Source organism: Mesorhizobium sp. M1295, assembly GCF_040318135.1.
Lineage (GTDB): Bacteria > Pseudomonadota > Alphaproteobacteria > Rhizobiales > Rhizobiaceae > Mesorhizobium.
This window is the reverse complement of sequence record NZ_JAMYLU010000008.1, coordinates 1-14541: the sequence shown is the minus strand read 5'-3', so window position 1 is coordinate 14541 and position 14541 is coordinate 1. Positions and strand designations below refer to the sequence as shown.

Here is a 14541-nt window from a genome sequence, read left to right as displayed (position 1 = left end):
CATGTTCAGACGACCGTCCACGCACTACGGAAGATCCCCACAACCCGAGACGCCCTACCAGCGCGCTGCCCAGGTCTGGGACGAGCGCATCGGTTCAGCTCGCGTGCAGGCGCGCAATTGGCGGTACATGGCCTTCGGTTGCCTGGCGCTCGCCGCCGGCTTCTCCGCCGCACTCGTCTGGCAGTCCGCCAAGGGCTCGATCGTGCCTTGGGTCGTGCAGGTCGATCGTCTCGGCCAGGCGCAGGCTGTCGCCCCTGCGGTCGGCGACTATCAGCCGAACGATCCGCAGATTGCCTTCTACCTGGCGCACTTCATCGAACAGGTGAGGTCGATCCCCGCCGATCCGGTCATCGTGCGGCAGAACTGGCTGCGCGCCTACGACTTCACGACGCAGGGCGGGGCGCTGGCTCTCAACGACTATGCGCGCGCCAATGACCCGTTCACCAAGGTCGGCAAGCAGCAGGTCGCCGTCGACGTGTCGTCGGTCATCCGCGCATCGCCGGTGAGCTTCCGAATCGCCTGGGTCGAACGCCGCTATCAGGACGGCTCACTTGCTTTCACGGAGCGCTGGTCCGCCATTCTCACCATTGTCGTGCAGCCCCCGCGCGACGCCGACGCGCTGAGGAAGAACCCGCTCGGCATTTACATCAACGCCATCAATTGGTCGAAGGAGCTTGGACAATGACGCCCGCATCCTGCAATACCGCCCCCCGGCGGTGTCCGGCTTTCGTCATTTACGCAATGCCGGCGTTCCGTAAGACAGCCTTTCCAGCACTTCTGCTTTTGACATCGGCGCTTGCGGGCTGTGCCACCAGGCAGAAGCCGCCGGAGATCTCCTATGACGATCCGATCGCGGCCGTGCAGGCCGTCGATCCGCCCCCGCCCGTCAAGGTGGTGGAGCTGTCAAAGCCGCTGCCGCTTCCCGGCCAGTTGAAGCCGGTCGGCAAGGACACAAAGCTTGAGCCGGAACCGACCGATCCGGCCGCGCGCGTGAATCTGGCCAATGCTGCCGCGCGCGTCCAGCCTGTGCGCAACGGCTTCATCAACTCGATGCAGGTCTATCCGTTCGTCGATGGCGCGCTCTATCAGGTCTATGCCTCGCCGGGGCAGATCACCGACATCGCGCTCCAGCCCGGCGAGCAGCTCGTCGGCTCCGGTCCCGTCGCCGCCGGCGACACCGTGCGCTGGATCATCGGCGATACCGAGAGCGGTACGGGCGGAGCAAAGCAAGTCCACATCCTCGTCAAGCCGACGCGCGCCGACCTGATAACCAATCTCGTCATCAATACCGATCGGCGTACCTATCACATGGAACTGCGCTCGACGCCGTCGACCTATATGGCGTCGGTCTCCTGGCAATACCCGCAGGACCAACTCATCGCTTTGCGCAGGCAGAACCAGCAGGCTGAAGCTGCGCAGCCGGTCTCGACGGGCATCGATCTTTCTCGCGTCAATTTCCGCTACGAGGTGACAGGCGATCGCGCACCGTGGCGGCCGTTGCGCGCCTTCGACGATGGCAAGCAGGTGTTCATCGAGTTCCCGCGGGGCATCGGCCAGGGCGAGATGCCGCCACTCTTCGTGGTCGGGCCGGAAGGCGACACGTCCGAGCTGGTCAACTATCGCGTGCGCGGCAATTATATGATCGTCGACCGGCTGTTTGCCGCCGCCGAGTTGCGCTTCGGCGCCGGCAAGAACCAGCAGCGCATCCGCGTCTCCCGTACCGATGGGGTGAGGAGCAGTCGATTTTCATGGATGCGTGGCCCTGGTGAGACCCCGCCAGCCACGAGCCTCCGAACAGACAGCGGAGGGTCGCCATCATGAGCAACAGATTGGATCCCGGAAAGGAAGAAGGCCGGGGGCCGATGAATGACGCCGGAAGGCTGGAGTCAGCCGAAGATCACGCCCGGCCGTTGACAGGCGAGCCGGCCGCGGCCATGCGGCTGCGCGCCGAGCCGCCGCGCGTGACGCGTCTGTCCCGCAAGGCGCTAACCGGCTTGGGGCTAGTCGCAAGCCTCGCTGTCGGCGGTGCGTTGATCTATGCGCTTCAGAACCGTCAACAAGGCCAGGGTCAGGAACTGTATTCAACCGATAATCGTTCGACGCCCGATGGGCTTGCCGGCCTGCCAAAGGACTATGCGGGCGTTCCGAAGCTTGGCCCACCGCTTCCCGGCGATCTTGGCCGCCCGATCCTCGCCGCGCAGAATGGCGGCCCCGCGCCATCGACAGGTCTCGTGGGACCGGACCCGGAGGAGCAGCGCCGGGAGCAGGAACTGGAAGCGGCGAGGACCGCGCGTCTGTTCGCGTCCACGCAAACGCGGCCCGCAAGTGAGGCGACCGCCGCTCAGTCTACAACAGGCACCCTGCCACAGCCCGATCTTTCCAGCCTTGGCCTCGCACCGCAGCCAGCGACGCCCTCGGCGCAGGACCGCCAACTCGCGTTCCTCAATCAGCCGCCGGACAAGCGCACAGTCTCGTCGGATCGTGTTGCGGCGCCGGCGTCGAAGAACGTCCTGCAGGCGGGCGCCGTCATTGCAGCCGCCCTCATCACCGGCATTCGCTCCGACCTGCCGGGCCAGATTACCGCGCAGGTAACGGAGAATGTCTATGACAGCCCCACCGGACAAGTCCGTCTCATTCCGCAGGGGACGCGCCTCATCGGCCAGTATGACAATGGTGTCGGCTTCGGCCAGCGTCGTGTATTGCTGGTCTGGACCAGGCTGATTTTTCCTGACGGCCGCTCTATCGTTCTGGAGCGTGAGCCTGGCGCGGATGCCGAGGGTTATGCTGGTGTCGAGGATGGCGTCGACTATCACTGGGGCGAGCTGTTCAAGGCGGCAGCACTTTCCACGGTTCTGAGCATCGGGGCGCAGGCAGGCACATCGGGCCAGGAGAGCGATATTGTGCGCGCTCTGCGCCAGGGTGCTTCCGACAGCATCAGTCAGACAGGCCAGCAGATCGTCCAGCGGCAGCTCAACATAGCGCCGACGCTCACCATCCGACCGGGATTCCCGGTGCGCGTCATCGTCACGCACGATCTCGTGCTCGAACCTTACGGAGGCTGAAATGGCCAAGCTGAAACTAGGGCCAATCGCTGACGACAAACCCGTCAAGGTCATGGTAGAACTCCCCGCGGCACTGCATCGCGATCTGACCGCTTATGCCGAGATCCTCGGCCGCGAAGCGGGGCAACGGCCAACTGACGCGCCGCGCCTCATCGTTGCGATGTTGGAGCGGTTCATTGCGACAGATCGCGGTTTCGCCACGGCAAAGCGTTCTGAGGGTGGTTAAGGGTCGGACGGCTGGAGTCGAGCCGGGTTCAGTCGGGCCTCCCATTCATGGAGTGATTCAGGTTTCGCGCTTGACGGGGGCAGGCCCCGGTCGCGTTGCGGCTACCAGGTTTCTTGCGGTCCCAACCAGCCGCAGAAGCGCACGCTTTGGGTTCGATTCCAGCCACACCGCCTTGATCGAACTGATGCTGTCCTGACCGGCGATGGGTTTCCACACTGTAGCGTCGATGGCGACGGTGCTGGCAAAACCTTCGCCAGCCAGAGTCACGCCTTGACCGAGTTGCACCTTGAGGATGACCGTCGCTCCGCTCGCGCGACATATTTGAATAGCGGGGCCACCATCAGCGGCAATCTTTTCCAGCAAAACCGGATCCTGCGGCGATCCGACCGAAACCAGCAGACAAGTGTCAGCAAGATCCCTCCACCTGACTGCCGGCCTTTCAGCGAGCGGATGGCCTCCGGGCAGGAGAACGAACAAGCGCTCGTGCCCAAATAGCTCGCTGCGGCATAAGGCGCCTTTCTCGAGCCCGTGCGTGAAGACGATGTCAAGGCGCCGGCGACGTATTGCCGCCAGACACTGTTCATGGGGAACGTCCTCGATGGCGATGCTCACGTCCGGATGTAAGCCGCGAAATCGATCGACAAGCCGCGCCACGAACGCCCGGCCTATCTGGCCGCACAACCCTATCTTGATTGTTTTGGCATCCTGGTCGCCGCGACCACCTCCGGCTAGGGCATCGTGCAAGCCTTCATAATGAGCCCGGACGAGGTCAGTCCAGGCCCGGCCTGCTTCGGTCAGCCGAACACCATGGACGTCGCGATCAAACAACTGCATGTCCAGCAATTGTTCGAGAGCAACGATGTTGCGGCTGACACAGGATTCCCTCACTCTGAGAACTCTTGCGGCCTGCCTGAGGCTACCATGGTCGACAGCTGCGAAGACATGGTCCAGACGGCGCAACGTGTTGTTGACCTGTCTCAAGGCTCAGGAGCCTATTCCTGCGCGGCGACGACGCTAACCGGCAGGGTCGGATACAGGCTGGTTTCGTAGACGTACTCGTGCGGAATGGCCGAAGTGGCCATCTGGGAAAGGTACCGGTTCAGGTTTTCCTCACTATTGCTCGCCGCGAGGCTACAGAAATTTCCGCTGTTCCAGGTCAGGGCGCAGTAGCTGAAATGCGCGCGTATTGCGTCGGCCATCTCTGCCAAAGTCACCTCATTGCCGAACATCGTGTCGAGAACGAGGGCTTGCTTTTTCTCGATTTCGTCTGGGGGAAAATAGCGCGCCTTGAAGCCGAAATCCTTCTGGTATTCGCGACGCCTGTAGTCCCGCTCCTCTGTAGCCCGGAACTTCTCGACGAAGACGAAGATTCCGTCCGCCTTGAGGTGCTGGGTCACGAACTCGATCTGTCCCGTTCTGTTGGGCGAGTACATCTGAAAGGTCGTATCCTCCAGAATAATATCGAAACCGTGGGCGAAATTTATCAGTCGCGGATCCGAGCCCAGGACGTCCTTGGTCAACTTATGGAAGGGGCCGATGAAGAAGTCGGCGTGCGGCGGTTGGCCATAGGCCATGAAGCATTTGTAATTTTCCGCGTTTGGGCTGCACGACAGTGAGCGTACCTTTCCATCGGACAGTTCCGACAGTGTTCTCGCCATCGTTCCTTCCGCTGTTCCAAGGCTGTACAGCGCAAGCGGAGCGCCACGGTGCTCTGCGTATTTCAGCACTGCGTAGGCCATCCGGCACTCTTCCTCCAATCTGTAGGGAATGCTGCCGTGATAGTGCTGGTCGAAAAAACCTTGTCGTGCCGCATGCAGGCTGACAAGGCCGCGCAGCAGTTCATCGCTCGGCAGAAGGCGGGCGTCGGCGACGGGCTTGCGAATTGGCATCCCGCTCTTGCCAGCGGCGGTCGCCGCGAAAAAGCCGGTGAGTCCGTTGATCCGTGGGCCCTGGTCGCACTCAGCCAGAAAGTCGTCGAGTCCACGCATCGCAGTATGCCTCCAGCACCGTTCCATTGGTGAGATGCCGATACGTCGATGGGGGAAATTTCCACTAAGGTAAGTGGGGTCTAATATTTCGCCTGTCTCAAGTATTGGCTGAGCCAACTCGTAGGCCTGCCGGATACAGGCGGCTTTCACTCGTTTGCCATTTTTTCGCTAAAGTCACATCTTCTACCAATCCAGAGTTATTCGCGTGTTGTTCAGCAACCCATGGTTCGCCACATCATGCAACGACTGGCCACTCGCCAGTAAGGAGGCTGTGGATACGTGAATACTCTTGCCCTCGACCCGACCGAGAATCGCCGTTCACGGCACCAATCGCTTGCCCACAAGTATGAGAGTTGGGGGAGCGTGCGGGCGGACGTAGTCAAAAGAACCGGGCTTGAGCGCCAGGAGACAAGACTCCTCCAGCCGAACCATGTGTTCTTGATGAACCTGAAGGGCACGGCGTGCCGCGGAGAAGACATTGTGGATGGGCGCCGGATTGCCTTTTTGCCGCGCCGGGCCGGTTCGATAATCTTCATGCCCGCCGGCAGTGATTGGAATGGGTGGGACGAGGGGGACGCGACCGCTTCCTACCTCCTGGTCTCGATTGAAAAGGGGTTCGCCGACGACGTGTTTGCGGGAATGACTCGCCATGGACCGGCGGTGCTGCCGCCTTCGATCGGATTTCGGGACGGCACTGTAGAGTTGGCGTTGCAGAGGATTGCCTTGGAGCTCAAGCAGCCTGACCCCATCAGCGCAACGATGGTGGAGTGCCAGGCCACGCAATTGCTCGGGCAAATGTTAAGATTGAACGGCGTCCATCAGGAACCGGCAAAAGGCGGTTTGTCATCGTTCGATCTCAAGCGAGCGGTGGGAATGATCGAGGCGTTGTCGGACGGCAGACCTACGCTCGCCGATCTGGCAAAAGAGGTTGGGGTTAGCCGGTTCCATTTCTGGAGGGCCTTCAAGCAGTCGACAGGCATGACGCCGCACGCATTCATTGCGCAGCGCCGATTGGAGCACTCCGCGGATATGCTGCGATCGACCAATTTGTCGGCGACGGAAATCGCGATGGAATGTGGTTTCGGCAGCTCGAGCCATTTCACGACCGCCTTTAAGCGGGCGTTCGGCGCGGCCCCCACGGAATTTCGTCGTAAGTGCAGAATCTAGGTCGCCGCTTGTCGGTTCTGAGCAAGTATCGGCAAACCCAAACATCACAGTAAAGCAGGCTTGGCGGAAGACGGTATCCATCGGCGGTCAGCCCCGGATACGCCGCTCATGTCAAACCTGGCTCGAATTCATCATGGCAAAGCACGGCCCAACTGGTCCAATCCCTGCCTCGGATTCCTGGCCAGCACGCTATCGGCGGCTGTTGCCCGAAACGGCTACTACATCGCCTCCGCCTGGATTCTCGTCGAGCGAGGGTACGGAACCGCCGGCGTGGCGACGTTCCTTGCGATCGTCAGCGTTGTCGAATTCATCGCGAGCCCTCTGGCCGGTGTGGCGGCGGATCGATTTGACAGGCGATGCTTGAACGTCGCGGCAGACCTCAGCCGCTTCGTCGTTATGCTGGTTACCGCTTGCGCGCTTCTCTACATGGACGTGTTTCTGATTATCTGTCTGTCAGCGGCCCTCTTTTCGTTTTGCGACCGTGTCGCGCTTACGAGCTCTCAATCAATGATCCCCGTGATAGCTGACGGCCGCGATCTTGTAGCCTCGAATTCCGCCGTCTTCTTCGTCATGCAGTTCGGCAATCTCGGCGCAGCTCTGCTTGCAGGGCCTTTGCTGCATGCGCGTTCCCCAGCCCTGCCATTCACCGTTCTTGCTGCCTTCTTCCTATTTTCAGCGGGCTGCCTTGCCTTGATGCGGCTGGAACCGATTTCGCGCGATGTCCGCATCGCCAAAATCTCTGCAGCACAAATCGATCTGAGCCTGCGTCGTCTCATCGTTGTCTACGCGCTTCTCTATACAAGCGCGGTGCTCGTCAGCGTCATGGGATCGAGTTTCGTCTTCCAGGAGCAGAAGGGTACTGCCGTGGATTTCGGCTACCTCGAGGCTGCATGGTCGGCGGGCTCACTGATCGGCGCAGTCTCTCTGTTCCGAATTGAAAGAGCGATCAGTACCCATGCGCGGCATCTCATGCTTTTGGGCTTAACGGCGCTGGTACTCATGGCGCTGGCATATCTGCGCACGCCCTGGACAGTGATGCTGTTTGCCGCGCTCGGATTTCTATACAATCTTGGACGCGTCAGCGTTGAAGTCACATTGCAGTCGCGTGTATCCGTTTATCTGTTGGGCCGAGCAAAAGGCATTATGCATAGTGTGGCCGTGGTGCTCGGATTACTCGTCTTCGGCATCGCCGCAGCAGTAGGAGATCGAGCACTTCCTTCGACGAGTTTCTTCAGCTTTGGAGTGATGCTGCTCATCAGTATTTTGTGTTTGAGCGTCGGTGCCGGTCAGCCGGAAGAAAAGGGTGAATCGTGAGGTGGAAGAGCTAACAGCAGGCGCAGATGCGAAACAGGCAGTCCTGGGGTCGCTGGAGGCACTCTACCCCTGGATGAAACCTTATCATTCTAGGCCGATCCGCGATTATGCGTTTCGCCTGTTTACGGCGCCGGCTTCGGGTCCCATGCCAGAAATCCGGCTCCGAGCCTTCACCAAACTACTCGACATCATCAGGAAGGCAGCGACACGAAACGGGTTGTCTACCGATGCCGCCTCGGAAATCTGCAGGGATTTCGAAAGGCGCCGCGTGTTGCAGACAGGCCCTCATTTGCTTCTCCTCATGGAGCCAGAAGCCTATTACACGCATATCTTCAGCCTCCTTGGCCTCTCGGCGCATGGCTGTTCGACCTATGTTTCCTACGCCGTTTCGACGGTGAATCTCGTTGAAAAGCCACGCAAGGGGCCAGGCTGGCTCACCGTTGACGGGAAGCCGGTCAACGTCTTTGGCCTGAGCCGAAGCCGGATGATCGGATACAGCCTGCTAGCCGGGCCGGGACCCTATAGGTTCGAGTTGTTACCGACGGAGCCAAACGCTGGGGGAGACGCGCTCACGCTGCTTCGTAGCCTTCTGCCGAAGACGCAATTCGAGCGGCCCGCGCACGCCATCAAGGCAGCCAATCTCATTCTTTGGCCAAAAATGTTCGGAGGCCGCTTTGCCTTCCTGCAGATCGACGATGAGGATATTGCCGACCTGGTGGCGGACCACCTGTCGGAGGAAAATTCATGGCTACGGATGCGATTGCTGGAAGACCCGAAGTTCGCTTCCAATATTCTTGCCGGCCTCGACGGGCTCGCGTCCGGCCCCTGGAGTGGCTGGCTCGCGCGCGGTACTGATTTCTTCTGGCTCTATGAAAATGGCAAACGCCTTCCGCTGCGTCTGAACGGCGGAGAACTCGTTGATCCTGCGACCGGTATTAGGGTGGCGTGCTTCACAGCCCCCGACATCCTCGAGCGGCTGGCAAACCGCAGCCTTGTCCCGAATCTCCTGCTGATGTTTATGGTGTTGTCGATCCTGCCCGGCGTTCGCGCGCTTGGAGGCAGCTATCAGCCGATCTACTATCCCCTGATGCGTTATGTCGTCTGCCGGGCGCTTGAGGCCGCAGGCGTGGATGAAGATCTTCGGCAGGCTCTCGCAACCGACGACGTACCGGGTGCTTGGGGACATCGGGTAATTGAGTGTGATGATGATCCGCTCGAGCTGTTCCTAAATGGCAGGAACGGCGGGATGAGTGATCTTGTCGACCGTTTGGGCGACATTTCCTTCGCCGAGGCCTGTGGAAGCATGAAAGGCTTCGTGACTGACTCGCCGTGGCAGGAACTTCACAGCCGGCTGCGACAGGGGTTGGTTACGCCGGCCGATGCGGAATGGGCTTTTTCCTGAAATGGTTTATGCGCTCCCAGCGGCTGGCATGTGTAAGCCGGATTGCGAATGGCTGCTTCGCGCCGCAAAATGGACATTTAGGTTTGTGTCGGCGTGGCCGTAAAGCAGAGATGGTTCTAGCTCGCCCTTGGGCGCTTCAGCGTCACAAACAAACATTTAGATTTCCAGCCAGGCAGGCTATCGCGACGTCGCCACTTAAACAGGCCATTTGTAAGTAGCCCCGTGGCAGAATAGTCAGTTGTCCCAGCAGTGACTGTTTGCACTTCAGATCAAGAAGCTTTCTGGAGCCTCGGTGCTGACACTGAGCGTAAGGTCAGCCGCACCAGCGCACATATTCGGCCTCCGCTGAGACTTCAGCTATAAGAGATTCGATTCTCCTAGACGATGAAAAAATGTTCGACGTCGATCCCAAGCAAGTGGAAGACCTTGAGGCCAAGGACCTGGTGCTGCTGCTCCGGCGCTTGCTGCACGCAGAGGCCCAGGCAGCGGGCGTGCCGTTTGCTGGTGTCTCAGTTCCTTTGCAGATCACTGTGCCCGATGGCGGCGAAGACGGCCGGATAGTATGGGCGGGCGGCAAGGATTCAACCGACTACCTCCCCGGACGCATCACCTACTTCCAATGCAAGGCCAGCAAAATCGGACGCTCGGGATGGAAGAAGGAGTGCTGGGAAAAGTCGACCCAGCGCAGAGGGAAAGACAGGAAGCTCACTCCAGCCATGACCTCGCTCATCGGCCAAGGTGGATCCTATGTCGGCTTTACGACCGAGGCGCTCACGAGCGAGAAGCGGGACAACTACATCGCCGGCATCAAGGAAGCAATCCTCGAAGCTGAGGGAGATCCCACCAAGCTGGGCGTGATCCAGCTTTACGATGCCAACCATATCGCCGTCTGGGCCACCTATCATCCTGCGGTCGCCATCTGGCTATCCGAGAGAGCACATGGACTGTCTTTGGCGGGTTACCAGACGGTTGAAGCGTGGGGCACGCGACCAGATTTCGGCAGCGAGTACGCCGATGACGGCGATAGCCGCTACATCATTGGGACCGCCAAGGAGCGCGATCGTGGTGGCGACAATAAGGCGACCGCGAAAGTGGCATGGGAGCGCATTCTCTCGCACGTTGCTGAACCTGGCCGGCTGGTGCGCGTGGTGGGAACCTCCGGCCTTGGCAAGAGCCGCTTCGTTTACGAGTCGCTCAAGGCGTCTTCGTCCCAACTCGCCGAGATGGTTCGCCATCGTGCAGTCTTTGCCGACTACAAGGTGGTGCCCACGACCTTGCTCTCGGTTGCGACCAAGCTGGCGGAAGACAGCAAGCGAACCTTACTGGTGGTAGACGAATGTCCGCGCGACGTCGCAATCGAGTTGGGCAAGCAAGCCGCGCGCGCTGGGAGCCTTCTCAGCGTCATTGCGATCGATACCGACGACCAGCCGCTCGAGGGTAGCGAGACGAACCTTCATGTCGCACTTTCCCCTAGCAGTGCCGATCTCATCGGCGCCATCATCCACAAAACAAACCCCGCCCTCGACAAGGGCACAGTCCAGCGACTGCGCGAACTCTGCGGCGGCTTCCCGCGTTTTGGCGTGCTGGCTGCAAAAAGTGTCAATAGTGGAACATCGTTATTCGAGACTGCGGATGACGTGATCAATCGCATTCTCGTGGGCGCGAAAATCGAAAACGCTGAGGAAGTAAGAGCCCTCCAGTGCCTTAGCCTCTTCGAATCACTGTCGATTGCGGCGACTTCGCCGGTGCAATTGGACGTCGTCGCGACCGAACTCGGACGGATGCCGGGTGATGCAATGTACGAGTACCTGGCCAAGGCACGGCAATATGACATCGTCGGGCGAAATGGAGATCGCATTAGCGCCCAGCCCCTTCCAATCGCCATCAATCTGGCGATGCGCCGAGTCGCTATGATGCGGCCGGGCCTGCTGGTTCGTTTTATCGCCGCAGCCAGCGACGAGCTTGCATTGGCCCTGCTGCGACGGTGTCGACATCTCGACAAGTCACCGGTGATCTTGGAAGTCGGCAACCTGCTGCTGAACGACGACGATCTTCTGGGCAAAGTTGATGCCATCCTGACGCCTCGGGGCGCGGACCTGCTCGATGCCTTGGTCCACGTCTTGCCGGATCGCGTGGCCCAGCATCTCGATTACTTCGTACTCCCACTCGACGACGCTGCCTTGGCGGGAGCCAAGGGTGCGAGGCGCAGTTTGGTGGAAGCAGCTGCCAAGCTGGTGTTCAGGCGTCGCTCATTTGGCATCGCGGCCCGGTTGCTCATGCGCCTGGGCGCCAACGAAACAGAATCCTTTGAGAACAATGCGACCGCCCACTTCAAGCAGCTGTTCCAGCTCTATCTCAGCGGCACCGAGGTTTCGCCTGCTGATCGGTATCTCATTCTCGACGAAGGCCTTGCGAGCGGCGACCCTGCCCTCATCAGCCTATGCGCCGAGGCGTTGGCCAGCGTTTTCAGCAGCGATGTAATCCAGTTTGGAGACTATGGTGAGATCGGATCTTCCCCGGCGCTGAAAGACTGGGCCCCCAAGACATACGATGAAATACAGGAATTTCATCGTGGCGGCCTCCAACGACTGGTCTCGCTCCGCCATAACCACCCAGATCTTGCGGAGCGCAGCGAGGACATACTCGCGGGGGCGGCGAGGCTCATGCTCAGTAGCGAAATTTACAAGGAGTACGCCGGCGTCGTCACCGCGATAGCGAAGGAAAAGGGCGGCTGGCCGAATGCCATCGAAGGTGTCGGCGACTGGCTGTACTTTGACCGCGCGGACACGAGCAGTGAACGCGCCGTTTTCGTGCGGGACCTCTACGACCGCCTGTTCCCATCCGAGCCGATCGAACGGGCTATCCTGTTAACCAAATTTTGGCAGTCGGATATCCGCGATCCAGACTGGCGGTATGCTAGTGACGATCGAGACTACGAGTACTCGGAACGCGCTGCGCGCAGTGTGGCCCGCGAGATCTCTGCCAATCCGGATCTGACGTTGGCCGCGGTACGCCGGATGGCTGCGATGGACCTTAAGACAGTCTACCCCTTCGCTGACGAACTCGGCGAAAAAGCCGGTAATCGAGCTGAGGCGTTTCAAGCAGCGCTGGAGGTCGTCGCGAAGTCCAATGGCAGCATGCAAATGCTGCGCGGGCTGCTGCACGGAATTGATCTCGTCGATGCGGAGATAGCCAATAAGTGTCTTGCCGATGCATCGAACCGCCTGGCGGACAGCAAGCACTCGATGATCAACCTCCATTCGGCGCTAGCAAGGAAGGACCGCGCGCGGCTAGATGGAGCGATCGCCGACCTGAACTCTGGGCGTATCACGCCTGCGGACTACGCCTACCTATCCTACGGTCGCGGGCTGGATGACTTGCCCCCTGAGGATGTGGCTGTTCTGCTGCGCGCCTTAGCCGAGCGTGGTAGCGATGGCGCGTGGGCCGCCCTCGAAGTGGCTCTGATGTATCGTCATGGAGAGCCGGCGCCGGTTGCCCATGCTCAGGAGATCGCAACGTTGCTGGTCGCGCCGGTTCTCATTGAGCATTCGCGCGATCGGCAACGGGACTCACACAACTTCGAGAGTCTGGTCGATCGGGTTCGCTCCTCGATCGGCATCAGTGAGGAGTTTGCCGAAGGCCTTGCGCAGCAGCTGGTAAGGCTGGCGGAGAGCACGGACTATAATCTTATCAATGCCTTGGTTGACGCAATGCGTCATGTCGTCGAGGTGCTCGTCGCGGTCGCGCCAACAACGATCTGGAGTCATATTGCACGCTTCTTCGAGACGGCGTCTCCGATTGAACGCGGGCGGCTTAAGCGAATGATCGGCCCGGATCGCGACCGCTTCGACCGATCCGGCCATACTGGACCTGGCCCATTGTTCGGAGTACCTCTGGAGCTCGTCCTGGAATGGGCCGACGAGGCATCGGATCGGTCAGCCCTGCTCATCGATTTCTTCCCTATCCTCAGCGACTCCGACAACGGCGCCCAGGGGTGGAACTCTGACCTCGAGGCCATAGCCACGCGATACGGCCAACAGGAGTCATTCCGAACGGCCTTGGGCCGACGAATGCGACCCTCGTCGTGGTCCGGTTCGATCGTGCCTTTGCTCGAAGCTTATCTCGCGCCGCTTAAAGGCTGGTACAAGCATTCCGTCCCTGATCTCGCCAAATGGGCAAAGAGCATGCACCAAAGCCTCGCGGATCAGATAGAACGAGAACAACGGCGCAACGAGGACTAATGCCTGTCCAGGACCCGAAGTATGGCAGCTTATGGCCTTGCAAGGCAGTTGGAGCCCGCCTGCCGGTTTCCTACTGTGGGCGAGGAGCAGACAGTCAGATTTGCACTCGCGCCAACGGCTAACGCAGGGCTGTTCGACGGTCCGTTCGCAGTCTGACCGAACCTAAATTAGACAGAGCTTGATACCGCCTTCTGTTCTAGGCTGCCTTCGATCATTTCGCGCGTCACCACCATTGCCGGGTCGCGCTTCCTGTACGCTGTGGCAAACTGCTCATCGTCGAGGTTCGCATCGCCATAGTCGTCATAATCGAGATGGCGCCAGAACCCGTTTGGCAGGAGCTCCATGCCGTAGAGCGGCCCGACAAGGCCGCTGCGCGGAATGATGTAGGTGCGAACGAATGGGCGCTCCTCCCAGTCGCGGCGGATGAACTGCGTGCCGGGCGTATGATCGATGAACCACGGCTGCCGCCCGAAATAGCCGAACTGCTTGGCGACAATCCGCCCAAGTGTGCGCAGCGCCTCAAGGGCGTCGACGCGCACCGTCGTGTAAGTATCGGGATCGAAATGTACCGATCGGTTGCGCAAGCCAGCTAGCACGAGGAACTGCGCGCCCACACCATCTGCTAACACCGTCCAGTCTTCAAGCACCTGCACCGCGAACGCCCAGTTGTCGAACGACTCCTTGCCGTACACTCGCTTGAAGTGCGGCGAGGATCTGTAGAACTCCCGAAGATCCAGGATGAGGTGATTTAGGATGCGCTCGCCAAGGGCGCAGGCGCCTACCAGCGCGGGGTAGTAAGCTCCGGTGATAAACGCACACCGAGACTGCTCATGCATCTGGTTGTGATAGCTGATCAGGGACATGCCCTTCGCACCGAGGTCGCGCACGTTTTCGACCACCTGGTCGATGTGCCGATCACCATACTCAAGTTGAAGCCGTTCGATCACCCGCGCGCGGTTGGCCACATGCTGTTGCTTGACTGCCTCGTCCCAGGTGTCCATCGGGTCGTCGAGATCGCCCGGCGTGGAGTCGAAATCAAAAGAGAACGGGTGATAGGTAAGCGCTATTTTCGCTGCACGTTGACGCGGGGGCTTTCGACGGATGGCCTTCGAATCGGGAACGGTATCTGGTCTGATCAGGC

The 14541-nt window shown here is 60.1% G+C and carries 11 protein-coding genes; 8 read left to right on the top strand and 3 right to left on the bottom strand.

Annotation, left to right across the window (positions count from 1 at the left end; translation table 11 throughout):
- Window position 1: 1 nt before the first annotated feature.
- From trbF to NKH29_RS13320, 4 genes are read left to right on the top strand one after another with little or no spacing between them, the layout of a single operon-like run.
- Window positions 2-685 (top strand): conjugal transfer protein TrbF, encoded by a 684-nt coding sequence (gene trbF, locus NKH29_RS13335; RefSeq protein WP_352999751.1) that lies wholly within the window; start codon window positions 2-4, stop codon window positions 683-685.
- A complete protein-coding gene (gene trbG, locus NKH29_RS13330) occupies window positions 682-1821 on the top strand; it encodes a P-type conjugative transfer protein TrbG (protein WP_352999750.1) in 1140 nt (379 codons plus the stop codon). The genes trbF and trbG overlap by 4 nt, the downstream gene beginning before the upstream one ends.
- A gap of 41 nt (window positions 1822-1862) precedes the next feature.
- Window positions 1863-3062, top strand: a complete 1200-nt coding sequence (locus NKH29_RS13325) for a TraB/TrbI/VirB10 family type IV secretion system protein (RefSeq protein ID WP_502911256.1) — start codon at window positions 1863-1865, stop codon at window positions 3060-3062.
- Between the two features lies 1 nt (window position 3063).
- Entirely contained in the window at window positions 3064-3288 is a 225-nt protein-coding gene (locus NKH29_RS13320) for a DUF2274 domain-containing protein (protein WP_352999746.1), read from the top strand.
- A gap of 57 nt (window positions 3289-3345) precedes the next feature.
- Here the strand turns inward: NKH29_RS13320 and NKH29_RS13315 are convergent, their stop codons facing one another.
- Together NKH29_RS13315 and NKH29_RS13310 are read right to left on the bottom strand one after the other, a co-directional pair.
- On the bottom strand, window positions 3346-4269 hold the full coding sequence (locus NKH29_RS13315; RefSeq protein WP_352999744.1) for a LysR family transcriptional regulator: 924 nt from the start codon (window positions 4267-4269) through the stop codon (window positions 3346-3348).
- Window positions 4270-4280: 11 nt separating this feature from the next.
- Complete coding sequence (locus NKH29_RS13310; RefSeq protein ID WP_352999742.1) at window positions 4281-5276, bottom strand: class I SAM-dependent methyltransferase; 996 nt, start codon at window positions 5274-5276, stop codon at window positions 4281-4283.
- Window positions 5277-5555: 279 nt separating this feature from the next.
- Between NKH29_RS13310 and NKH29_RS13305 the strand changes: the two genes are divergently transcribed.
- The 4 genes from NKH29_RS13305 (at window position 5556) to NKH29_RS13290 (ending at window position 13400) form a co-directional block, all read left to right on the top strand.
- The gene (locus tag NKH29_RS13305) at window positions 5556-6443 is read left to right on the top strand and encodes a helix-turn-helix transcriptional regulator (protein ID WP_352999741.1); all 888 of its coding nucleotides are present in this window, start codon (window positions 5556-5558) and stop codon (window positions 6441-6443) included.
- Window positions 6444-6551: 108 nt separating this feature from the next.
- Window positions 6552-7757: an MFS transporter gene (locus NKH29_RS13300; protein WP_352999739.1), complete on the top strand. Its 1206-nt coding sequence runs from the start codon at window positions 6552-6554 to the stop codon at window positions 7755-7757.
- Window positions 7747-9159, top strand: a complete 1413-nt coding sequence (locus NKH29_RS13295) for a hypothetical protein (RefSeq protein WP_352999738.1) — start codon at window positions 7747-7749, stop codon at window positions 9157-9159. The genes NKH29_RS13300 and NKH29_RS13295 overlap by 11 nt, the downstream gene beginning before the upstream one ends.
- 392 nt (window positions 9160-9551) lie before the next feature.
- On the top strand, window positions 9552-13400 hold the full coding sequence (locus NKH29_RS13290; protein ID WP_352999736.1) for a hypothetical protein: 3849 nt from the start codon (window positions 9552-9554) through the stop codon (window positions 13398-13400).
- 167 nt (window positions 13401-13567) lie between these two features.
- Here the strand turns inward: NKH29_RS13290 and NKH29_RS13285 are convergent.
- Window positions 13568-14541: hypothetical protein (locus tag NKH29_RS13285; RefSeq protein WP_352999734.1), on the bottom strand; the 974-nt coding region annotated here is incomplete at its 5' end.

What these genes read in the sequence shown, in the direction of transcription:
- trbF (WP_352999751.1), top strand. Translation starts at nt 2, where the DNA reads ATGTTCAGACGACCGTCCACGCACTACGGAAGATCCCCACAACCCGAG.
- trbG (WP_352999750.1), top strand. Translation starts at nt 682, where the DNA reads ATGACGCCCGCATCCTGCAATACCGCCCCCCGGCGGTGTCCGGCTTTC.
- NKH29_RS13325 (WP_502911256.1), top strand. Translation starts at nt 1,863, where the DNA reads ATGAATGACGCCGGAAGGCTGGAGTCAGCCGAAGATCACGCCCGGCCG.
- NKH29_RS13320 (WP_352999746.1), top strand. Translation starts at nt 3,064, where the DNA reads ATGGCCAAGCTGAAACTAGGGCCAATCGCTGACGACAAACCCGTCAAG.
- NKH29_RS13310 (WP_352999742.1), bottom strand. Translation starts at nt 5,276, where the DNA reads ATGCGTGGACTCGACGACTTTCTGGCTGAGTGCGACCAGGGCCCACGG.
- NKH29_RS13300 (WP_352999739.1), top strand. Translation starts at nt 6,552, where the DNA reads ATGTCAAACCTGGCTCGAATTCATCATGGCAAAGCACGGCCCAACTGG.
- NKH29_RS13290 (WP_352999736.1), top strand. Translation starts at nt 9,552, where the DNA reads ATGTTCGACGTCGATCCCAAGCAAGTGGAAGACCTTGAGGCCAAGGAC.